The organism is Nonomuraea sp. NPDC050478, from assembly GCF_044458265.1.
GTDB classification, from domain to species: domain Bacteria; phylum Actinomycetota; class Actinomycetes; order Streptosporangiales; family Streptosporangiaceae; genus Nonomuraea; species Nonomuraea ferruginea.
Genome location: NZ_JBITHT010000003.1, coordinates 572,542 through 592,186, shown reverse-complemented (window position 1 = coordinate 592,186; position 19,645 = coordinate 572,542). Strand labels below are relative to the sequence as shown.

At 71.4% G+C, this 19,645-nt stretch carries 19 protein-coding genes; 14 read left to right on the top strand and 5 right to left on the bottom strand.

The annotated features are described in order from the left end of the window. Positions 1-45: 45 nt before the first annotated feature. Entirely contained in the window at positions 46-804 is a 759-nt protein-coding gene (locus tag ACIBF7_RS17145; protein ID WP_397197528.1) for an SGNH/GDSL hydrolase family protein, read from the top strand. Positions 805-846: 42 nt separating this feature from the next. Here the strand turns inward: ACIBF7_RS17145 and ACIBF7_RS17140 are convergent, their stop codons facing one another. Together ACIBF7_RS17140 and ACIBF7_RS17135 are read right to left on the bottom strand one after the other, a co-directional pair. Continuing rightward, positions 847-2,532: a protein kinase gene (locus tag ACIBF7_RS17140; protein WP_397197527.1), complete on the bottom strand. Its 1,686-nt coding sequence runs from the start codon at positions 2,530-2,532 to the stop codon at positions 847-849. Positions 2,533-2,775: 243 nt separating this feature from the next. After that, on the bottom strand, positions 2,776-4,767 hold the full coding sequence (locus tag ACIBF7_RS17135; RefSeq protein ID WP_397197804.1) for an ATP-dependent DNA helicase: 1,992 nt from the start codon (positions 4,765-4,767) through the stop codon (positions 2,776-2,778). A gap of 214 nt (positions 4,768-4,981) precedes the next feature. On the opposite strand from ACIBF7_RS17135, the gene ACIBF7_RS17130 reads away from it, so the two are divergent. After that, entirely contained in the window at positions 4,982-6,256 is a 1,275-nt protein-coding gene (locus ACIBF7_RS17130; RefSeq protein WP_397197526.1) for a hypothetical protein, read from the top strand. A 10-nt stretch (positions 6,257-6,266) separates the two neighbouring features. Here the strand turns inward: ACIBF7_RS17130 and ACIBF7_RS17125 are convergent, their stop codons facing one another. Beyond that, positions 6,267-6,524, bottom strand: coding sequence for a UBP-type zinc finger domain-containing protein (locus ACIBF7_RS17125; protein ID WP_148030487.1), 258 nt, complete (start codon positions 6,522-6,524; stop codon positions 6,267-6,269). A gap of 89 nt (positions 6,525-6,613) precedes the next feature. Between ACIBF7_RS17125 and ACIBF7_RS17120 the strand changes: the two genes are divergently transcribed. The 11 genes from ACIBF7_RS17120 to ACIBF7_RS17070 all read left to right on the top strand — a co-directional run bounded on the left by ACIBF7_RS17120 (position 6,614) and on the right by ACIBF7_RS17070 (position 15,366). After that, positions 6,614-7,405: an ABC transporter ATP-binding protein gene (locus ACIBF7_RS17120; RefSeq protein ID WP_397197525.1), complete on the top strand. Its 792-nt coding sequence runs from the start codon at positions 6,614-6,616 to the stop codon at positions 7,403-7,405. Further along, positions 7,402-8,166 carry an ABC transporter ATP-binding protein gene (locus ACIBF7_RS17115; protein WP_364229826.1) on the top strand — a complete coding sequence of 255 codons (765 nt, stop codon included), beginning with the start codon at positions 7,402-7,404 and terminating at the stop codon, positions 8,164-8,166. The genes ACIBF7_RS17120 and ACIBF7_RS17115 overlap by 4 nt, the downstream gene beginning before the upstream one ends. After that, positions 8,163-10,013, top strand: a complete 1,851-nt coding sequence (locus tag ACIBF7_RS17110) for an AMP-dependent synthetase/ligase (protein ID WP_397197524.1) — start codon at positions 8,163-8,165, stop codon at positions 10,011-10,013. Before ACIBF7_RS17115 ends, ACIBF7_RS17110 begins: the two co-directional genes overlap by 4 nt. Beyond that, a complete protein-coding gene (locus ACIBF7_RS17105; RefSeq protein WP_148030490.1) occupies positions 10,010-10,897 on the top strand; it encodes a branched-chain amino acid ABC transporter permease in 888 nt (295 codons plus the stop codon). Before ACIBF7_RS17110 ends, ACIBF7_RS17105 begins: the two co-directional genes overlap by 4 nt. Next, the gene (locus ACIBF7_RS17100; RefSeq protein WP_397197523.1) at positions 10,894-12,048 is read left to right on the top strand and encodes a branched-chain amino acid ABC transporter permease; all 1,155 of its coding nucleotides are present in this window, start codon (positions 10,894-10,896) and stop codon (positions 12,046-12,048) included. The genes ACIBF7_RS17105 and ACIBF7_RS17100 overlap by 4 nt, the downstream gene beginning before the upstream one ends. A gap of 13 nt (positions 12,049-12,061) precedes the next feature. Beyond that, positions 12,062-13,348 (top strand): ABC transporter substrate-binding protein, encoded by a 1,287-nt coding sequence (locus tag ACIBF7_RS17095; RefSeq protein ID WP_397197522.1) that lies wholly within the window; start codon positions 12,062-12,064, stop codon positions 13,346-13,348. A 38-nt stretch (positions 13,349-13,386) separates the two neighbouring features. Continuing rightward, positions 13,387-13,782 carry a hypothetical protein gene (locus ACIBF7_RS17090; protein WP_148030493.1) on the top strand — a complete coding sequence of 132 codons (396 nt, stop codon included), beginning with the start codon at positions 13,387-13,389 and terminating at the stop codon, positions 13,780-13,782. Positions 13,783-13,828: 46 nt separating this feature from the next. Then, positions 13,829-14,155: a YidH family protein gene (locus ACIBF7_RS17085; protein WP_148030494.1), complete on the top strand. Its 327-nt coding sequence runs from the start codon at positions 13,829-13,831 to the stop codon at positions 14,153-14,155. Between the two features lie 3 nt (positions 14,156-14,158). Then, on the top strand, positions 14,159-14,494 hold the full coding sequence (locus tag ACIBF7_RS17080) for a DUF202 domain-containing protein (protein WP_219545343.1): 336 nt from the start codon (positions 14,159-14,161) through the stop codon (positions 14,492-14,494). Between the two features lie 58 nt (positions 14,495-14,552). Then, positions 14,553-14,852 carry a hypothetical protein gene (locus ACIBF7_RS17075; protein WP_148030496.1) on the top strand — a complete coding sequence of 100 codons (300 nt, stop codon included), beginning with the start codon at positions 14,553-14,555 and terminating at the stop codon, positions 14,850-14,852. Positions 14,853-14,964: 112 nt separating this feature from the next. Then, positions 14,965-15,366: a hypothetical protein gene (locus ACIBF7_RS17070; RefSeq protein WP_148030497.1), complete on the top strand. Its 402-nt coding sequence runs from the start codon at positions 14,965-14,967 to the stop codon at positions 15,364-15,366. Between the two features lie 22 nt (positions 15,367-15,388). Here the strand turns inward: ACIBF7_RS17070 and ACIBF7_RS17065 are convergent, their stop codons facing one another. Beyond that, positions 15,389-17,212 carry an ABC transporter ATP-binding protein gene (locus tag ACIBF7_RS17065; RefSeq protein WP_397197521.1) on the bottom strand — a complete coding sequence of 608 codons (1,824 nt, stop codon included), beginning with the start codon at positions 17,210-17,212 and terminating at the stop codon, positions 15,389-15,391. Then, on the bottom strand, positions 17,209-18,990 hold the full coding sequence (locus ACIBF7_RS17060; RefSeq protein ID WP_397197520.1) for an ABC transporter ATP-binding protein: 1,782 nt from the start codon (positions 18,988-18,990) through the stop codon (positions 17,209-17,211). The genes ACIBF7_RS17065 and ACIBF7_RS17060 overlap by 4 nt, the downstream gene beginning before the upstream one ends. A gap of 57 nt (positions 18,991-19,047) precedes the next feature. Here ACIBF7_RS17060 and ACIBF7_RS17055 point away from each other — a divergent pair, with 57 nt between their 5' ends. After that, positions 19,048-19,524 (top strand): nucleoside deaminase, encoded by a 477-nt coding sequence (locus tag ACIBF7_RS17055; protein ID WP_397197519.1) that lies wholly within the window; start codon positions 19,048-19,050, stop codon positions 19,522-19,524. The last annotated feature ends 121 nt before the right edge of the window (positions 19,525-19,645 follow it).

Genomic DNA, 19,645 nt, shown 5'->3' with positions numbered 1-19,645 from the left:
GGGCCCACGCCGCAGCACGAGAAACGCGGAGATGAACATCAGGTCATGAGGCATTACGGCTCCTTCGTCGCTCTCGGTGACAGCTTCACCGAAGGCCTGAACGACCCCGGCAGCAACGGCCACTTCCGCGGCTGGGCCGATCGCGTCGCCGAACGGCTCGCCCTGGACGATTCGTCCTTCCGCTACGCCAACCTGGCGGTGCGCGGCAGGCTGCTCGACCAGATCGTGGCCGACCAGGTGCCGCAGGCGGTCGAGATGTCGCCCGACCTGGTCAGCCTCTGCGCCGGCGGCAACGACCTCCTGCGTCCCGGCAGCGACCCGGACGTGATGGCCAAGAAGCTCTCCGGCGCGGTCCGCGCGCTGCGCGCCACCGGCGCGGACGTGCTGCTGTTCACCGGGGTCGACCCGCGTGACACGCCGCTGATGCGCCGCCTGCGCGGCCGCTTCGCCATCTTCTACCTGCACATCCGCTCGATCGCCGACCTCTACGGGTGCCGGCTGGTCGACCAGTGGTCGATGCAGGGGCTGCGCGACTGGCGGGCGTGGAGCCCGGACCGCCTCCACATGAACGCCGACGGTCACCGCCTGGTGGCGGCCCGCGTCCTCGACGTCCTCGGGGTGCCGTTCGACGAGTGGCACAAGGTGTGGCCGGAGCGCGTCGTCGACCCTCGCGCCCGCCGCCGCGAGGATGCCCAGTGGATCCGCGAGTATCTCGTCCCGTGGGTGTCGCGCCGCGTCCGCGGCGTCTCCTCCGGCGACGGGGTGTCTCCCAAGCGTCCGGAGCTGTCTCACTGGACGGTGTAGAACCCCGTTCACATCCCGGAGGATTTCTGCCCGGCGGCCCGCTCAGCTGTTGAGTCTGGCCGCCTGCATGGCGCTCAGCCGCCGCACGAACCGAGCGGTGACGATCGCCGTCGGCACGACCGCCATGTGCAGGGCCAGGCTGGCCCAACTGGCCGGCGTGAACTCGTATATCCGGTAGAGGTCGTTGTCCTCCCTGCGTTCGTACTGGGTGGCGAGGAGTGTCGTCCAGTCGATCCAGAAGAGGGGCCAGGTCAGGAACGTGACCAGCCACATGGCCCACCACGTGTGCAGGAGACCGGCCGGGGCTGTCGTGCGGCCGCGTCCGGGCGGGCTGGAGGCGTGCCAGACGTCGTCGGCGATCTGCTTGGGAAGCCACAGGCCGGCGATGGGGATGAACCAGGCGTATACCGCCATGGAGGGGCGGTAGCGCAGCCGGCCAGGCGCGAACTGTTCGGCGACGACTCGTACCCGGAAGAACCAGAGCACCCAGCACGCCGTCAGCGCCAGGCCGGAGACGATCTGGGCCACCCACGTGATCGTGCTGATCAGTTCGTCGGACTCGTGAAGGTCGCCGTAGGTCTCCACCGAGCGCCACCGTCCCGCGTCGTCGGCGATGTCGAACTGGTGAACCACCGTGCTCACGGAGACCACGGCGAAGAGGGTAAGGAGCACATAGATGGCGATCTGGTAGGCGGCGGCATGGGACCCCGGGTCGCGGCCGCGCATGAGGCGGCGTTCGTGGACCAGCAAGGGCTGGGGTGCCCGCGGCTGATCCGCGTGCACGGGTGGTGGTGGCGCCGTGGTCCGGGGGTGGCCACCGCCGGTCCCGGTGGCCGGGTCATGGAGGGCGGTCAGTGCCAGGGTCCGCCGCTCGGCGATGACCTGGGTGAGCGCCTCAGGCAGCCACCGGCCCTGGCCGGGCGAGGCGAGCGCGGTGAGCCGGGCCAGCACGTGCTCCAGGCCGGGCCGGGCGGCGGGGTCCTTGGCCAGGCAGGCCGCCACCAGAGCGGCGAGCGGGGCGGGCACTCCGCGCAGGTCGGGGTCGCCGTGCACGACCCGGAAGACGACCGCGTGGACGGGCCCCGTTCCGAAAGGGCTGCGGCCGGTCGAGGCGAAGGCGAGCACGCAGCCGAGCGAGAACACGTCCGAGGGCGGCCCGACCTTCTGGGCCATGGCCTGTTCGGGGGACATGAACGCGGCGGTGCCCAGCACGGTGGAGGTCTGGGTGTGGCTCGTGGCGTCCAGGGCGCGGGCGATGCCGAAGTCGATCAGGCGGGGCCCGTCCTCGGCGAGGATGACGTTGGCGGGTTTGAGGTCGCGGTGCACCATCTCGCAGGCGTGCACGGCGGCGAGTCCTTCGGCCAGCCCGGCTCCCAGCACCGCGGCCGACTCCAGGGGGAGCGGCCCGTGCTCTTCGACGGCCTGGTGCAGGGAAGGACCCGGGATGTAGGCGGTGGCCAGCCACGGCCGGGCGGCCTCGGTGTCGGCGTCCACGACCTGGGCGGTGTAGAATCCGCCGACCTTGCGGGCGGCCTCCACCTCGGAAGCGAAGCGGCGCCGGAAGTCCGCGTTGTCGGCCAGTTCGGGGCGCACCACCTTGACGGCCACCAGGCGCCCGCCCGGGGAACGGCCCAGGAACACCTGCCCCATCCCGCCCCCGCCGAGCCGTGCGTGCAGCCGATACGGGCCGATCTGGGTCGGGTCGCCGTCGCGTAGGGGGTTGGCCATGGCACCGCTTTCCGCGTTGAGATCTTGACAGTCGGTGTTGATGATCCCAAAAAGGCGCGTGTCCTGGAGGGGACTTTGACCCCCGGCGTCCCCGAAGACCGCCTCTACACCGACCGCGGCCGGCTACGACGGGAGGTTCGACGCTCTTCGCCGGAGTGACGGCGGGACAGGCGGGCCGAAGGCTCGCTATCGGCGCTCAGCCCGAGGGGGTTCCCAAAAGATCTTGACTGTCGCCCTGACGGTTCAGTCGCCGGACGAGAGCCGGCGCAGGGCGGCGCGGGGAACCCCCGGGTCGGTGGTGCGCCAGAACGGGGGCAGCGAGCCCAGCAGGAAGCCGCTGTAGCGCGCCGTGGCGAGGCGCGGGTCGAGCACGGCGATCACGCCCCTGTCGTCCTGGGAGCGCAGCAGGCGCCCCGTGCCCTGGGCGAGGAGGAGCGCCGCGTGGGTGGCCGCGACCGTCATGAAGCCGTTGCCGCCCTTGGCGGCGACGTGTCGCTGCCTGGCCGAGGTGAGCGGGTCGTCGGGGCGCGGGAACGGGACGCGGTCGATGATCACCAGGCGCAGCGACGGCCCCGGCACGTCGACGCCCTGCCACAGCGACAGCGTGCCGAACAGGCAGGTCGGCTCGTCTTCTGCGAACTGCTTGACGAGCAGCATCGTCGAGTCGTCGCCCTGGCACAGCAGCGGCACGTCGAGGCGGTCGCGGAGGGCCTCGGTGGCGGCCTTGGCGGCGCGCATCGAGGAGAACAGGCCGAGCGTGCGCCCGCCGGCCGCCTCGATCAGCTCGGCGATCTCGTCGAGGTAGGCCTGCGGCAGGCCGTCGCGGCCCGGCTGCGGCAGGTGCTTGGCGACGTAGAGGATGCCCGCGCGGGGGTGGTCGAACGGGGAGCCGACGTCGATGCCCTGCCAGTCGTCGTCGCCGAGCCCCCACTGCCGGGCCATGCCGTCGAAGCTGCCGCCGAGCGCCAGCGTGGCGGAGGTGAGCACGACGGTGCGGTCGCCGAAGAGCTTGTCGCGGAGCATGCCGCCGACGTTGAGCGGGGCGACGCGGAGGGTCGGCGGGCGGCGGTCGGTGCCGCCGTCGAGCCACACCACCTCGGCGCGGTCGGACTCCGAGGCGTGCCCGTAGGCCTCCAGCATGCGCACGGCCGTGTCGTGCACCTCGTCCAGCGCGGTGAACGCGGCCTTGCGCTGGCCCGCCCTGTCGGGGTCGTCCTTGTCGCCGCCGCGCGGCCCGAGCGCGGTGAGGCAGCGGGCCGCGCTGTCGCGGACGAGCGCGAGCGTCAGCCCGAGCACCTCGGGCAGTTCGTCGACGCGGCCAGGCGGGGCGGCGGCCAGCAGTGCCTTGAGGTCTTCGCTCGCCTCCATCAGCTGGTCGGCGACCGGCTGGTCGATCAGGCGGCCCACCCGGCGCACCGCGAGGGCGACGGTGGTCTCCGACAGCTCGCCGGTGACCACCGAGGTGACCCGGTCGACCAGCTCGTGGGCCTCGTCGACGACGACCAGCCGATGCTCGGGAAGCACCGGCAGGTCGCCCATCGCGTCGATGGCGAGCAGCGCGTGGTTGGTGACGACCACGTCGACCTCGCCCGCGCGAGCCCTGGCCAGCTCGGCGAAGCACTCGGCGCCGCTGGGGCACCGGCTGGCGCCCAGGCACTCCTGGGCGCTGACGGAGAACTGCCGCCAGGCCTGCTCGCTGACCCCGGGCACCAGCTCGTCGCGGTCGCCGGTCTCGGTCTCCTCGGCCCACTCCTGGATGCGCTGCACCATCCGGCCGGTCGCGCTCACGTCGCGGGCGTCGAACAGCTGGTCCTGCTCGTCCTCTTCGGGCCAGGCGGCGGTCAGCTTGTAGCGGCACAGGTAGTTGCGGCGGCCCTTGAGTATGGCGAACGTCGGCTCGTGCGGCAGCTCCTTGCCGAGCGCCTCGGCGAGCCGGGGCAGGTCGCGGTCGACGAGCTGGCGCTGCAGCGCGATCGTGGCCGTGGAGACCACCACGGGTTTGTCGGCGTCCATCGCGTGGCGGATCGACGGCACCAGGTAGGCCAGCGACTTGCCGGTGCCGGTGCCGGCCTGGACGGCCAGGTGGTCGCCGTCGTCGATGGCCTGCTGCACGGCCTTCACCATCGTGATCTGGCCTTGCCGCTCGGTCCCCCCGAGCGCGTCGACCGCGACGCTGAGCAGGGAGTCGGCTGACGGGAGATGGGAGTCCGGCACGGCAGTAAACGCTACCCGCATTCCGGCGCCCGTCGCGCCGGACGTGAGGTGATCGGCCATGCGCATCCCGGAATTCGCGGACCTCTCCGCCGCGTCCCGTGGCACACTGGCGGTGGAACTCCACCTGGGGACCATGGGAAAAAGTGGGTTCAAGGTGGGGATGGGAAGTCCGTTTTGGTAGGGTTTTCCGGGGTTGAGTGGACGGATAAAGGCTGGTACTAGCAGTATGTCTGCCATGTCGGAAGTTGTCCCGTTGCCGTCGTTCGGCGAAGTCTTCTTCGATGCCCGAGGCCAGGAGCGGTGCCTCAGGGTCACCTGGCACGAAGGCACCCTGGTGCTCAGCCTGTGGCGGGGAGAGATGTGCACCGCGAGCTTCCGCATGCCGCTCGACGACGTCGGCAGGCTGCTCGACACCCTTGACGAGGGATACGCCGAGGCCACCGGCGAGCACGAGCCCGACGGTCACGCGGCCGACGTGCCCGCCGCCGACCCCGCCGCCGAGGTCATCCCCGGCACGGGCACCTACCACCGGCCCGCCCCGCCGCCCCTCCACGACGAGCGGCCCGCCGCGCCGCTCGGCCCCAACGACGTGCTCGTCGCCCGCGGCAACCCCAACCACCAGGACAAGCTGGTCGCCTCGCGCGCCGAGACCACCCCGCCGCACGCCCAGCCCTTCGCCGGCCCGCAGTACGCCGAGCAGGCGAACGACCCGTTCACCGGCCCCCAGTACGCCGTCGACGCCGGCTACCGCGACCCCTACTCGGGCCCGCAGTACGTGCAGCACGACGCCCAGCCGTTCGCCGGCCCGCAGTACGCCGACGAGCCGGCCTACCAGCTGCCCGGCGGCCAGCCCCCGCACACCGACCCGCTCGGCTTCCCGTCGCAGGCCCGCCCCGCCGAGCCCGCCTACGAGCAGCGCGGCGACTCCTACGGCGGCGGCCAGTACCAGCAGCAGGCCGCACCACCCGCGCAGCCGCGCACCTCGCCCAGCGGCGGCGCCGGCCTGGGCACGCCCATGCACGGCATCCCGGGCGCCGGCCGCCGCCAGGACCCGTTCCGCGCCCAGGAGCCCACGTACGGCCAGGAGCCCGGCTACGGCCAGGACCCGGGTTACGGCCAGGACCCGGGCTACGGCCAGGACCCGGGCTACGGCCAGGACCCGGGCTACGGCCACGGCCAGGACCCCGGTTACGCCAAGGACCCGGGCTACGCCAAGGACCCGGGCTACGCCAAGGACCCGGGCTACGCCAAGGACCCGGGCTACGGCCAGGATCCCCTTTACCGGCAGGATCCCTCGTACGGGCAGGACCCCGGCTACGGCCAGAACGCCGCCTACGGGCAGGAGCGCTACGGAGGCGGCGCCCCCAACCCGGTAGACCCGCTGCTGTCGATGGGCCAGCAGGAGCCCGACAGGACTCGCCCGTACCTGGGTGAGCCGCTGTTCTCGACCGGCGAGCGCCTGCGCCCGGACCAGCAGTACGACGACCCGCGCGACCGCCGCGAGTGGTGACCGCCCGGCGTCAGCCCATCTGGCTGTCGGCGTAGCACCAGCGCCAGGTCTCACCCCGCTCGAACGACTGCACCACCGGGTGACCGGTGCCGTGGAAGTGGGCGGTGGCGTGCTTGGCCGGGGACGAGTCGCAGCAGCCGATGTGGCCGCAGTCGAGGCAGCGGCGCAGGTGCACCCACCGGCCGCCCTCGGCCAGACATTCCTCGCATCCCTCGGGCGTGCGCGCCTCGGGATCGTCCGCCTGAATCAGATGTTCGCACATAGCCATGTCCGCGATCCTAAACACAGGTTCGCAGCGATTTCGGCCGCGCCTCTTGCTGCGTGTCGGGTGAACGTGGACTCTGTGCTCATCGGGGAGTGATCTGGACCACAATCCCGGGAGCCGCGGTGCTCGAAATCCGCAATCTCGAGGTCGTCTACGACGACGTCATGCTGGTGCTGCGCGGCGTGAGCCTCGCCGTCCCGCCCGGCTCCATCGTGGCGCTCCTCGGCGCGAACGGCGCGGGCAAGACGACGCTGCTGCGCGCCCTGTCGGGGCTGCTCGACGTGCACGACGGCGAGGTCACCAAGGGAGCGATCACCCTTGAGGGCGAGCCGATCCACCGGCTGAGGCCCGCCCAGATCGTCCGGCGCGGCATCAGCCAGGTCATGGAGGGCCGGCGCATCCTGGCCGAGCTGACCGTGGAGGAGAACCTCAGGGTCGGCGGCCACACCGCGGCGCGGTCGCACCTGGACCGGGTCTACGGCCTGTTCCCGGTGCTGCGCGAGCGGCGCGGCAGCGTGGCCGGCTACCTGTCCGGCGGCGAGCAGCAGATGCTGGCCGTCGGCCGCGCCCTCATGGCCGGCCCCCGCTACCTGCTGCTGGACGAGCCCAGCCTGGGCCTGGCCCCGTCGCTGGTCGCCCAGGTGCGCGACCTCGTGGTGGAGATCAACAGGCAGGGCACCACGGTGCTGCTCGTCGAGCAGAACGCCGCCATGGCGCTGTCCATCGCCAGCCACGGCTACGTCATGGAGACCGGGAAGATCGTCATGGACAAGCCGTCCGCCGAGCTGCTCGCCGACGAGGACATCAAGGAGTTCTACCTCGGCGCGGTCCGCTCCTTCCGCGAGGTCAAGCACTACAAGCGCAGGAAGCGGTGGCTGTCGTGAGCATCCTGCGGGTCGAGGACGTGCACCTCGGCTTCGCCGGGGTCAAGGCCATCGACGGCGTCTCGTTCGAGGTCGGGCCGGCCGAGCTGCTGGCCGTCATCGGGCCCAACGGCGCCGGCAAGACCTCGGTGTTCAACGTGCTGTCCGGCGTCTACCGGCCGCAGTCCGGGCGGGTCACCTTCCTCGGCGAGGACCTGCTGGCCCGCCGCCCGCACGAGATCGCCGCCATGGGGCTGGCCAGGACGTTCCAGAACGTCGAGCTCTTCCACAACCTGACCGTGCTGGACAACCTCATGCTCGGCCGCCACCACCACTTCCGCTACGGCGCGCTGTCCGCCCTGTGGTGGCTCGGCCGGGCCCGCCGGGCGGAGCTGGCCGCCCGCGCCGAGATCGAGGACATCATCGACTTCCTGGAGCTGGAGGCGTGGCGCCGCCATCCCGTGCGGCTGCTCCCGTACGGCGTGCAGAAGCGGGTCGAGCTGGGCCGGGCGCTGGCCATGGAGCCGAAGCTGCTGCTGCTCGACGAGCCGGTCGCCGGGATGAACCTGGAGGAGACCGAGGACATGGCCAGGTTCGTCCTCGACATCCGCGACGAGCTCGGCATCCCGATCGTGCTCGTCGACCACGACATGGGGCTCGTGATGGACCTGGCCGACCGGGTGCTGGTGCTGGACTTCGGCCGCCCGGTCGCGCTCGGCTCCCCGGCCGAGGTGCAGCAGGACCCGCGGGTCATCGAGGCATACCTGGGAGGGACCGCATGACCGCCGCCCCCGTCGCCGCCACGCTCATCAGCCTCGTCACCAGGGTCCGCGACCGGGCCGCCGCGACGCCGGACGCGGTCGCCATGCGGCACAAGGACTTCGGCATCTGGAAGGAGGTGACCTGGGCCGATTACTGGTCGCGGGTGGAGCTGGTCGGGCACGCGCTGCTCGCGCTCGGCGTCGAGCCAGGCGACCGGGTCGCCATCCACGCCGAGAACCGTCCCGAATGGCTCTACGTCGATCTCGGCACGGTCGCGGCCCGCGGCGTCACCGTCGGCCTCTACCCGACGAACCCGCCCGCCGAGGTCGCGTACCTGCTGGCCGACTCCGGCGCGAAGATCCTCATCGCGGAGGACCAGGAGCAGGTCGACAAGGCGCTGGCGGTCATCGGCGAGTGCCCCGAGCTGCGGCACGTCGTCTACATCGAGCCGCGCGGCATCCGCGGCCGCTACACCGACCCGCGGCTGATGCCGTGGGAGGAACTGCTCGCGCTCGGCGCCCGGCACCGCGAGGCGCACCCCGGCGCGCTCGACGGCCGGACGGCCGGCGCGCGCCCCGACGACGTGGCCACCCTCATCTACACCTCCGGCACCACCGGCCCGCCCAAGGGCGTCATGCTCACCGTCGGCAACATCGAGTTCGGCGTCGAGACGCTCGTGCTGGGCGGTGGCTTCGCCGACCCGCCGCCCTCGCCGCGCGACCTGACGCTGTCGTACCTGCCGCTGTGCCACGTCGCCGAGCGGGCCTTCACCGTCTGGTTCAACGCCGGCGCCGGCATCCAGGTGAACTTCGCCGAGTCCATCGACACCGTCCAGGCCAACCTGCGCGAGGTGCAGCCGACGATCCTGTTCGGGGTGCCGCGCATCTGGGAGAAGGTGCTCGCCCAGGTCGACATCCGGCTCGGGTCCGCCTCACCGGTCAAGCGGGCGACCGGCCGGTTCTGGCTGCGGGTCGCCGACCGCATCGGTGACACGCTGGTGCGGACCGGGGGCACGCACACCGCCGCCACCCGGCTGCTGTACGCGGTCGGGTGGGTGTTCTGCTACCGGGCGCTGCGCGAGCGGCTGGGCATGCGCCGCGTCCGCTACGCCGCCTCCGGCGCCGCCCCGATCGCGCCGGACGTGCTCAAGTTCTACATGGGCATCGGCATCCCGATGCACGAGGTGTACGGGATGAGCGAGAACACCGCCGTCGCCACCGCCAACCGGCCCGGCCGGGTCCGCCTCGGCACCGTCGGCGAGCCGCACCCCGGCGTCGAGCTGAAGATCGACGAGGCCACCGGCGAGATCATGACCAGGCACCGGGGCACGTTCGCCGGATACTGGGGCAAGCCGGGCGCCACCGCCGACGTGCTCGACCCGGACGGCTGGCTGCACACCGGCGACGTCGGCGAATGGGTCGACGGCACCCACGTGCGCATCACCGACCGGATGAAGGACATCATCATCACCGCCGGCGGCAAGAACGTCGCCCCCAGCGAGATCGAGAACGCGCTCAAGGCGTCCCCGTACGTCAAGGAGGCCGTCGTCATCGGCGACCAGCGCCCCCACCTCGTCGCGCTCATCGGCATCGAGCTGGACACGGTGGGGGAGTGGGCCAGGCGGCGGCGCATCCCGTACACCACCTACCGCGACCTGTCCGGGAAGCCCGAGACGCGGGCGCTGGTGCAGGGCGTCGTCGACGAGGTCAACGCCCGGTTCGCGCGGGCCGAGCAGGTCAAGCGCTTCGCGTTCCTGCCCAAGGAGCTCGACCACGAGGACGGCGAGCTGACCGCCACCCAGAAGGTCAAGCGGAGCGCCGTCGCCAAGCTCTTCGAGGACCTGGTCGAAGGGATGTACGCGCGGTGACCGGCACGCTGGAGACGATCATCAGAGGGCTGGGCAACGGGTCCGTGTACGCGCTGCTCGCCCTCGGCTTCGTGATCATCTACAAGGCCACCCGGGTGATCAGCTTCGCCCAGCCCGCGCTCATGCTGGCCGGTGCGGTCGCGGTCAGCTACCTCGCCCCCGTCACCGGGTTCTACCTCGGGGCGCTGCTGGGGGCGCTGCTCATCGCCGCCGTCGCGCTCGGCATCGAGCGGGCGGCGATCCGGCCGATGGTGGGCCGGCCGGTGTTCGTGGTGGCGATCATCACGCTCGGCGTCGACGTGGTGGTGCGGGTGGTGGTCAACGGCCTCATCGGCAGGGACGTGCGCCAGGTGGGCGACCCGTGGGGGTTCGACCTGGTCTCGCTCGGGCCGCTCGTGGTGCAGCAGCGCTGGCTGGCCATGATGGCCGCCGCCGCGGTGCTGGTCACGCTGCTGTTCGCGTTCTTCCGGTACAGCAGGTACGGGCTCGCCATGCGGGCCGCCGCCTACGACCAGGAGACGGCGCTGGCCCAGGGCGTCTCCGTCGGGGCGGTGTTCGCGCTGTCGTGGGCGCTGGCCGGGTTCCTGGCCGCGGTCGCCGGCATGTTCGTCGGCACCGGGCAGGGCATCGAGCAGACCACCTGGATCGTCGCGCTCAAGGCGCTGCCAGCGATCATCGTGGGCGGGCTCGACTCGCTCGGCGGCGCCGTGGCGGGCGGGCTGGTGATCGGGGTGGTCGAGTCGCTGTTCCAGTCGTACCAGGGCGCCTACCTGCCGTGGCTGGGGCAGAACTTCGCGGTCGTCTCCCCGTACGTGGTCATGCTCGTCGTCCTGCTGGTCAGGCCGTACGGGCTGTTCGGCACCCGGGAGGTCGAGCGGGTATGACCGGAACGCGAACCGGAGACCCGGCCTTACCGACCGGCCGGTCCCGGAGGGTGCGCGGGCGGCCGCTGCTCTACACCTCCTACGCCCAGGACATGGCGCTGCTCGACACCCGGGCCAAGCGGGTCTCGGCGGGCGCGCTCGTCCTGCTGGCGCTCGCGCTGTCGGCGGTGCTCACCGACCCGGCGCTGGAGGTGCTCGCCGTCGCGTACGTGCTCGCCATCGGGGCGATCGGGCTCAACATCGTCACCGGGTACGCGGGCCAGGTCTCGCTCGGGCACGCCTTCTTCGTCGCCATCGGCGCCTACACCGCCGCCGCCCTGTCCGGGCCGCCCGGCGGCGACACCATCGGGTACGGGATCTCCGAGATCTGGATCTGGCTGCCCGCGGCCGGGCTCGTCGCCGCCGCGGCCGGGGTGCTCGTCGCGCCGCTGGCCACCCGGCTGCGCGGGCTCTACCTGGCCATCGTCACGCTCGGGCTGGTCTTCCTCGGCGAGCACGTCTTCAAGGAGTGGCAGGAGCTGACCGGCGGCGTCGGCGTCGGCCGGGAGGCGGCCGTGCCCGCGTTCCTCGGCGTCAGGCTCGACCAGGACGGCGCGCTCGGCACCCGGGAGCAGCAGCTCTACCTGCTCATGCTCGTCCTGCTCGTGGTCTTCGCGGTCGCCGCGCGCAACCTGGCCCGCTCCCGCGTCGGCCGGGCGTTCGCGGCCATCCGCGACCGCGACATCGCCGCCGCCGTCATCGGGGTGCCGCTCACCCGCTACAAGGTGCTCGCGTTCGGCGTCTCGTCCTTCTACGCGGGCTGCGCGGGCGGGCTGCTCTTCACCGTGTCCGGGTACGTCGAGCCGGGTTCGTTCAGTCTGTTGCTGTCGGTGCAGTTCATCGCGATGGTCCTGATCGGCGGCGTGGCCACCGTGTCGGGGGCGATCGCGGGCGCCCTGTTCATCTCGCTGCTGCAGCCGCTGACCCGTACGCTGCCCGCGCTGGTGCCGGTGATCAGCGGCGACACCACGCAGACGCCCAACGTGTTCCAGGTCGAGACCGTGCTCTACGGCCTGCTGATCGTGCTGTTCCTCATCTTCGAACCGCGGGGCCTGTTCGGCCTCTGGATCCGCGTACGGAATTACTGGAAAGCCTGGCCTTTCTCCTACTAGAAAGGGTCATTTCATGAAGAGTCGCTATGTGGTGGCCATCACTGCAGCAGTGGCCCTTCTGTCCGCGTGCGGCGTCTTCCGGGGGGACGACGAGGGCGGGCAGAGCGCCCAGACGACAGGAGTCACCAGTGAGCCCTGTCCCTCCGCTGTCGACAGCGCCAAGGGATGCATCTACCTCGGCTCCATCTCCGACCTGACGGCCGGGCCGTTCGCGGCGCTGGCCGTGCCGATCACCGAGGCGCAGAAGGCGTTCTGGGCCCGGGTCAACAAGGCCGGCGGCATCGGCGGCACGTACGAGGTCGACGTCACCCGCTACGTCCGCGACAACAAGTACAACCCGGAGGTTCACCGGCAGGTCTACAACGAGATCAAGGACCAGGTGCTCGGCCTCGCCCAGACGCTCGGCTCGCCCACCACCGCCGCCATCATCGGCGACCTCAAGGCCGGCAGCGTCGTCTCCGCCCCGGCCTCCTGGACCTCCGCCTGGGAGTTCGAGGACGTGGTGATCGAGACCGGCGCCAACTACTGCGTCGAGGCGATGAACTCCGTCGACTACGCCATGGAGGCGTACCAGCCCAAGTCCGTGATGGCCGTCCACCTGGCCGGCGACTACGGCGCGGACGCCGCGGCCGGCGCCAAGATCGCGGCCGAGGCGCACGGGCTGGAGTTCACCGGCGTCGAGACCCCGCCGGGCGCCACCGAGCAGGGCCGCGCCATCACCGAGATCACCCGCGTCAAGCCGGACCTGGTGATCCTCACCACCGGCCCGGCCGACGCCGCCACCATCGTCGGCCAGAGCGCCGCGGCCGGATTCAAGGGCCGCTTCATCGGCACCGGCCCGACCTGGAACCCCGCCCTGCTCCAGTCGCCCGCCGCCGAGGCGCTCAAGGCCCTGTACGAGCAGTCGGCCCCCGGCAAGCCGTGGAACGCCGACACGCCCGGCCACCAGGCCATGCGGGAGGCGCTGCCCGGCGTCACCCCCAACGACGGCTACACCTCCGGCTGGGCGTGGGCGTACCCGATGAAGGCGGCACTGGAGAAGATGGTCGCCGGCGGCGACGTCAGCCGCGCCGGTCTGCTCGCGGCCGTCAAGTCGCTCAAGACCGTCGACTACGAGGGCATGCTGCCGCCCGAGGCCGGCAACTACGCCGACGACCCCAACACCGCCACGTTCCGCCAGACGCTCATCAACAAACTCGACGAGACGGCGCCGACCGGCGTCACCGAGGTGCGGGACTTCTTCACCGGCCCCACCGCCGAGTCCTACACCTTCGACGGTCCCTGTTTCGCCAAGCTGTGATCACGCGGGGGACGCGGTCGGTTGGGTAGGGTCGGGACATGTCTCGCCGCTACCGCCGGTTCGCGTCCCTCGCCGTCATCCCCGCGTTCGCGTTCGCCGCGGCCGGCTGCGCCGAGGTCAACACCACGATCGACAGAGCCCAGGCCTGCCTGGAGGCCCCGAAGATCGTCGGTGAGCTGACGTCGCAGCTGACCCAGCTGGCCAACGACCCGCAGGCCATGGAGAAGGCGCTCGACGACACGGCCGCCAAGCTCAACGACCTCGCCGACTCGGCCGCCAACACCACCATCAAGGAAGCGTCCGACAAGCTCGCCGGCACCCTGTCCGGCCTCAACGTGCAAACCGTCAACGACGCCGTCGACGCCGCCCAGAAGGTCGGCAGCGACACGGCCGCCTATGTCAAGCAGGTCGCCGAGGCCTGCTCCGGAGGCTGAACCCCGCTTTCTCTAGGGAGAATGGTCGCGAAATAGCGTGGGGCTCATGGAGCCTGACCCGCGTTTCACCCTGGCCAACGAGCGAACCTTTCTCACCTGGCTGAGCACCGCCCTGGCGCTCAGCGCCGCCGGGGTGGCCATGGCGGCGGTGCCCTCCACGGACTTCGTCCCATGGCTGCGCACCACCCTGGCCGTCATCCTGGTCACGCTGTCGGCGCTGGCCGCCGGCATGGCCTATCCGCGCTGGCGCAACATCCAGCGCGCGCTGCGTGCCCAGGCGCCGCTCCCGCCGCCCGCGCTGGCGTCCGTGTTCGGGTACGGGGTCGCGACCGTGGCGGTGCTGGCCCTGGTGATGATCCTGCTGGCGGCCTGACCGGTGGGCGATCCGCACGAGATCTGGGACCAGGGGCTGCAGAGCGAGCGCACCCGCCTGGCCTGGGTCCGCACCGCCGTCATGCTGGCCACCGGCGGCCTCGGCGCGGCCGGGCTGTCGGCGCGCGCCGGGCTGCCGCTCCCGGCGGCGGCCGCGTTCGCGCTGGCGGCGCTCTGCGGCGCCGTCCTGCTCATCCGCACCGGCACCCGCTTCCTCCGGGTGCAGGAGGCGCTGCACGGCGGCCGGCCGCTGGACCACCGGGCCGACGCGGTCTTCGCCTGGCTCGGCACGCTCGCCCTGGTCGCCGGGGCAGTGGTGTTCGTGCTGTCCATGCGCTGAGGGCGGGTTGCGGGGCCGCGGGAGGAAGGCGGACACTCGAAGAGAGGGAGGTGACCTCATGAGAGAAGAACTGCGGAAGGTCCCCTTCGAATGCCGCGCCTGCTGGCACGTGTGGGAAGAGGAATACACCATCAGGTTCGGCGACCGGGGTGAGGTCTGGCTGCGCGGAAACGTCCCTGTGCCGCCCCCGACGCCGGCCGAGAAGTGCCCGAGGTGCGGCTGCTACCAGGCGGTCCAGTTCCCCGAGGGCTACCTGGCCCACCACCCGGAGCTGATGAGGTCCACGCGGCCCGCCGGCTCCGACGCCACCCCGCTCATCAGCCCGGTGCGGAAACGCCCGCGTTGGCTTGAGACGTAACAGATGGTCATATTTGACTAACAGAGAGTGTTATAAGGGCCATCTTGCCGTGTCAATAGGCAGGGCGGACACTCGGTGCGGATGACGGTCCCTGACCCGGGGGGTGGTCCTGGTGCACGAAGGAACCGGTGGGCGCCGGTTGTGGCCGCTGGAGTGCCTGCGCTGCTGGCACGTCTGGGAGGAGGCCTACACCGTCAGGCTCGGTGACCGGGGCGAGATCTGGCTGATGGGCGGCGTGGTGGTGCAGCCGCCCTGGTCGGGCGCCTGCTGCCCGGCCTGCGGCGGGTTCGCGGTGACGTCGTTCCCCGACGGCTACCTCGCCCGCCACCCCGAGCTGCTGTCCTCGCCCGAGCCCGAGCCGGAGCGGCCGCGGGTGCCCGACCCCGATCCCGTACCGGTGGCGGCGGGCCGGACGCCGCGCCACCACCGGCTCCTGGTCGTGCTCGGGGTCCCGGCGGTGCTGGTGGCCGCGTACGAGGTGTATCGCGTCATGGCGGCCGCCAGGCCGCACTAGTCATGGCGTCCGCCGGGCCGCACTAGGAGAGGCTCTCCAGCCAGGCGCGGTGCAGGCCCGCGAAGCGGCCGTCGGCGGCCACCAGCCGGTCCGGCGGCCCGTCCTCGACGATCTCGCCGCGCTCCATGACGAGCACCCGGTCGGCGATCTCCACCGTCGACAGCCGGTGGGCGATGATCAGCGCCGTGCGGTCGGCCAGGATCGTGCGCAGCGCGCGCTGCACCAGCCGCTCGCTCGGCACGTCCAGGCTGGAGGTCGCCTCGTCCAGGATGAGCACCGCCGGGTCGGCCAGGAACGCCCGCGCGAACGCCACCAGCTGCCGCTGGCCGGCCGACATGCGCCCGCCCTGCTTGCCCACGTCCGTGTGGTAGCCGTCGGGCAGCGACGCGATGAAGTCGTGCGCGCCGATCGCCTGCGCCGCCTCGCGCACCTGCCGCTCGGTCGCGCCCGGCCGGCCGAACATGATGTTGTCCAGGACGGTCCCGTTGAACAGGAAGTTCTCCTGCGTCACCATGACCACCGCCCGGCGCAGCGTGGGCTCGTCCAGCTCCCGCAGGTCGGCCCCGTCCAGCAGCACCCGCCCGGCCGTCGGGTCGTAGAAGCGGGAGATCAGCTTGGCCAGCGTGGTCTTGCCCGCCCCCGTCGAGCCGACCAGCGCCACGCTCTGCCCCGCCGGGATCGCCAGGTCCAGGCCGGGCAGGATCGGCATCGACTCCACGTACGCGAACCGTACGTCCTCGAAGCGCACCTCGCCGCGCGCCTGCGGCAGCGGGCGCGGCGCGCGCGGCTCCGGCACCGCCGGCTCCTCCTCCAGCACGCCCGACAGCTTCTCCAGCGCCGCACTGGCCGACTGCAGCGTGTTGTAGAACTGGCTGATCTCCTGCATCGGCTCGTAGAAGCCGCGCAGGTAGAGCAGGAACGCGGTGAGCACGCCCACCGTGACCTCCCCGTGGAAGGCCAGCCAGCCGCCGTAGAACAGCACGGCCGCCACCGTCAGGTTGCCGATCAGCTTGATGCCCGGCATGAACACCGCGATCAGCCTCATACTGCGCGCGTTGGCCTGGCGGTAGTCGTCGTTCAGCCGCTCGAAGATCTCCTGGTTGCGCGGCTCGCGGCGGAACGCCTGCACCGCCCGCATGCCGGTCATCGACTCGACGAAGTGCACGATGACCAGCGCCACCGTCTCCCTGGTGCGCCGGTAGACGATCGCGGACTGCCGGCGGAACCACCGGGTGAACAGCAGCAGGATCGGCAGCGGCACCAGCGCCACCAGCCCCAGCTCCACGTCCAGCACGAGCAGCAGCACGGCGGTGCCGGCCATCGTCAGCACCGCCGTGACCAGCCCGTCGAAACCGGCCTGCAGCAGCTCGGCGATCGCCTCGATGTCCGAGGTGAGCCGCGAGATGACCCGGCCCGAGGTGTACTTCTCGTGGAAGCTCAGCGACAGCCGCTGGAAGTGGTCGAACACCCTCCTGCGCAGCTCCAGCAGGATCTGGTGACCGATCCGGCCGGACATCTTGAGGAACGCCTGCCGGGTGAGCGCCTGCGCGGCGGCCGCCGCCAGGATCACGCCCACCACCGTCAGCAGCGTGCCCGTGCCCTCGCCGCGCAGCATCGGCGGGATGCCCGCGTCGATGCCCACCTTCACCAGGTAGGGGATGGCCAGCCCGGCACCGCTGGAGGCGATGATGACCGCGGTGAGCACCATGATGCCCTTGCGGTGCGGGGCCAGCAGGTCGCCCAGCAGCCTGCGCGAACGGGTCCGCAGCAGGCCGCTCACCTTGTCCGGCAGCTCGTCCTGGTCCTCGGAGGCGACCCCGCGCCAGCCGGTCGTGGCGGATGTCAACGCAAGGCTCCTTCCGACGGGTCCAGATCGGCGTCCTGGGCCAGGAGCTGCCGGTATTCGGGCACCTCGGCCAGCAGGTCGTGGTGGCGGCCGACATGTGTGATCGTGCCGCCCGCGAGCAGCGCCACCTTGTCCGCCAGCAGCACGGTGGAGGCCCGGTGCGCCACCACGATGCCGGTCGCCTCGCGCAGCACCTCCCGCAGCGCCGCCTCCACCAGCGCCTCGGTCTCCACGTCCAGCGCCGAGAGGGTGTCGTCGAGCACCAGGATCCTCGGTCTGCTCAGCACCGCCCTGGCCAGGGCCAGCCGCTGCCGCTGGCCGCCGGACAACGACATGCCCTGCTCGCCGATCCGGGTGTCCAGACCCCACGGCAGGTCGTACACGAACATCGCCTGCGCGGTGCGGATCGCGTCGTCGACCTCCTCCTCGGTCGCGTCCAGGCGGCCCATCGTCAGGTTCTCGCGCACGCTCATGGAGAACAGCGTCGGCTCCTCGAACGCGGTCGCCACGATGGAGCGCAACTCGGGCAGCTCCAGGTCGCGCACGTCGTGACCGTCGATCGTGACCCGGCCCCCGGTGACGTCGAGGAGCCGCGGCACCAGCGCGGTCAGCGTGGTCTTGCCCGAGCCGGTGGCGCCCACGACCGCGACCGTCTCACCCGGCCGCACCTCCAGCCACAGGTCGTGCAGGACCGGCCGGTCGGCGCCGGGGAAGCGGAACTCCACCCCCTCGAACCGCAGGTGACCGCGGGGCCGCTCGATCCGCTCCCGGCCGCCGGTGATCTCCGGGACCGTGTCCAGGACCTCCAGGACCCGGTCGGCGGCGGTCATCGCCTCCTGCGCCATGGCCAGGATGTAGCCGAGGCTGGCGATCGGCCACACCAGCTGCAGCACCAGCGTGGTGAACGCGAACAACGCGCCCAGCGTCAGCGAGCCCTGCCCCACGGCCAGCGCGCCGAGCAGCAGCACCATCGCCAGCGTCACGTTCGGGATCACCTCCAGGAAGGTGAAGAACCGCGCCGACAGCCGCACCTTCTCCATCGACGTCCCGTACAGCCTGCGCGCCGCCTCGTCGTAGCGCTCGAAGACGTGGTGACGGCGGCCGAACGCCTTGATCGTACGGATGCCGATGGCCGACTCCTCGACCAGCGTCGCCAGGTCGCCCTGCTCGTCCTGAACCTGCCGGGAGATGCGGATGTAGCGCTTCTCGAACCGCATCGACAGCAGGACGATCGGCACCGCAGAGACGGCCACCAGTACGCCCAGCGGCCAGTACATGTTGAGCAGCAGCACGGTCACCGTGATCAGCTGCAGGATGTTCATGACCAGGAAGAGCATGCCGAAGCCGAGGAACCTGCGGATCGTCGACAGGTCCGTGGTGGCCCGCGACAGCAGCTGGCCCGACTGCCACTCGCCGTGGAACCTCATCGGCAGCCGCTGCAGCTGTGCGTACAGGTCGTCGCGGATGCGCGTCTCCAGCCCCAGCACCGGGCCGATCTGCGCCCACCGGCGCAGGAAGATGAGAAGCGCTTCGAGGACGCCGAGACCGAGCGCCAGCGACCCGAGCAGCAGCAGCGCCCGGCTGTCGCCGTCGCGCACCGGCCCGTCGACGACCCGCTCGCCGACCAGGGGCAACGCGATGCTGGCACTGATGCCGACGATCGCGGCCAGCCAGATGAAGATGAGCTTTCCGACATACGGGCGGAGATAGCGCCGTAACCGCCATAGAGAGATGTTTTCGAGCAGGGGACGACGAGGAGCGCGCGTATCAGGAGGCATCCTTCTAAGGCTAGTACCGCCCCTCAACCCATTTTCGGACGTGGCATGGTGGATCTCATGAACGAGACAGACCTTCGTCACCTGCGCAGATGCGTCGAACTCGCCGCCGAGGCCCTCGCCTCCGGCGACGAGCCCTTCGGATCCGTGCTGGTGAGCGCGGACGGCACGGTCCTGGGCGAGGACCACAACCACGTGGTCGCGACCGGCGACCACACCCGCCATCCGGAGTTCGAACTCGCCCGCTGGGCCGCCGCCAACCTGAGCCCGGAGGAGCGGGCGGCGGCCACCATGTACACCTCGGGGGAGCACTGCCCGATGTGCGCGGCCGCCCACGGGTGGGTGGGGCTGGGCCGGATCGTGTACGCGGCGTCGTCGGAGCAGCTGTCGGGGTGGCTGGGGGAGCTGGGGGTGGCTCCGCCGCCGGTGCGGACGCTGGCGATCCGGGAGGTGGTGCCGGAAGCGGTGGTGGAAGGGCCGGCGCCCGAGCTCGCGGAAGAGGTCAGGGAGCTGCACCGCCGCTTTCACCGCAGTTAATACAATAATGGTGATTAAGTCCTGACATTTATGGCCTGCCGACCAGCTCCTCCCAATAGCTCGATTTCTCGGTTAATATCTTGAATCACTCCGATATTTCCGGCGGGTGCGGGGTGTTCCA

What these genes read in the sequence shown, in the direction of transcription:
- ACIBF7_RS17135 (WP_397197804.1), bottom strand. Translation starts at nt 4,767, where the DNA reads ATGCGGGTAGCGTTTACTGCCGTGCCGGACTCCCATCTCCCGTCAGCC.
- ACIBF7_RS17140 (WP_397197527.1), bottom strand. Translation starts at nt 2,532, where the DNA reads ATGGCCAACCCCCTACGCGACGGCGACCCGACCCAGATCGGCCCGTAT.
- ACIBF7_RS17055 (WP_397197519.1), top strand. Translation starts at nt 19,048, where the DNA reads ATGAACGAGACAGACCTTCGTCACCTGCGCAGATGCGTCGAACTCGCC.
- ACIBF7_RS17110 (WP_397197524.1), top strand. Translation starts at nt 8,163, where the DNA reads ATGACCGCCGCCCCCGTCGCCGCCACGCTCATCAGCCTCGTCACCAGG.
- ACIBF7_RS17085 (WP_148030494.1), top strand. Translation starts at nt 13,829, where the DNA reads ATGGAGCCTGACCCGCGTTTCACCCTGGCCAACGAGCGAACCTTTCTC.
- ACIBF7_RS17125 (WP_148030487.1), bottom strand. Translation starts at nt 6,524, where the DNA reads ATGGCTATGTGCGAACATCTGATTCAGGCGGACGATCCCGAGGCGCGC.
- ACIBF7_RS17075 (WP_148030496.1), top strand. Translation starts at nt 14,553, where the DNA reads ATGAGAGAAGAACTGCGGAAGGTCCCCTTCGAATGCCGCGCCTGCTGG.
- ACIBF7_RS17130 (WP_397197526.1), top strand. Translation starts at nt 4,982, where the DNA reads ATGTCGGAAGTTGTCCCGTTGCCGTCGTTCGGCGAAGTCTTCTTCGAT.
- ACIBF7_RS17145 (WP_397197528.1), top strand. Translation starts at nt 46, where the DNA reads ATGAGGCATTACGGCTCCTTCGTCGCTCTCGGTGACAGCTTCACCGAA.
- ACIBF7_RS17090 (WP_148030493.1), top strand. Translation starts at nt 13,387, where the DNA reads ATGTCTCGCCGCTACCGCCGGTTCGCGTCCCTCGCCGTCATCCCCGCG.
- ACIBF7_RS17100 (WP_397197523.1), top strand. Translation starts at nt 10,894, where the DNA reads ATGACCGGAACGCGAACCGGAGACCCGGCCTTACCGACCGGCCGGTCC.
- ACIBF7_RS17095 (WP_397197522.1), top strand. Translation starts at nt 12,062, where the DNA reads ATGAAGAGTCGCTATGTGGTGGCCATCACTGCAGCAGTGGCCCTTCTG.
- ACIBF7_RS17060 (WP_397197520.1), bottom strand. Translation starts at nt 18,990, where the DNA reads ATGCCTCCTGATACGCGCGCTCCTCGTCGTCCCCTGCTCGAAAACATC.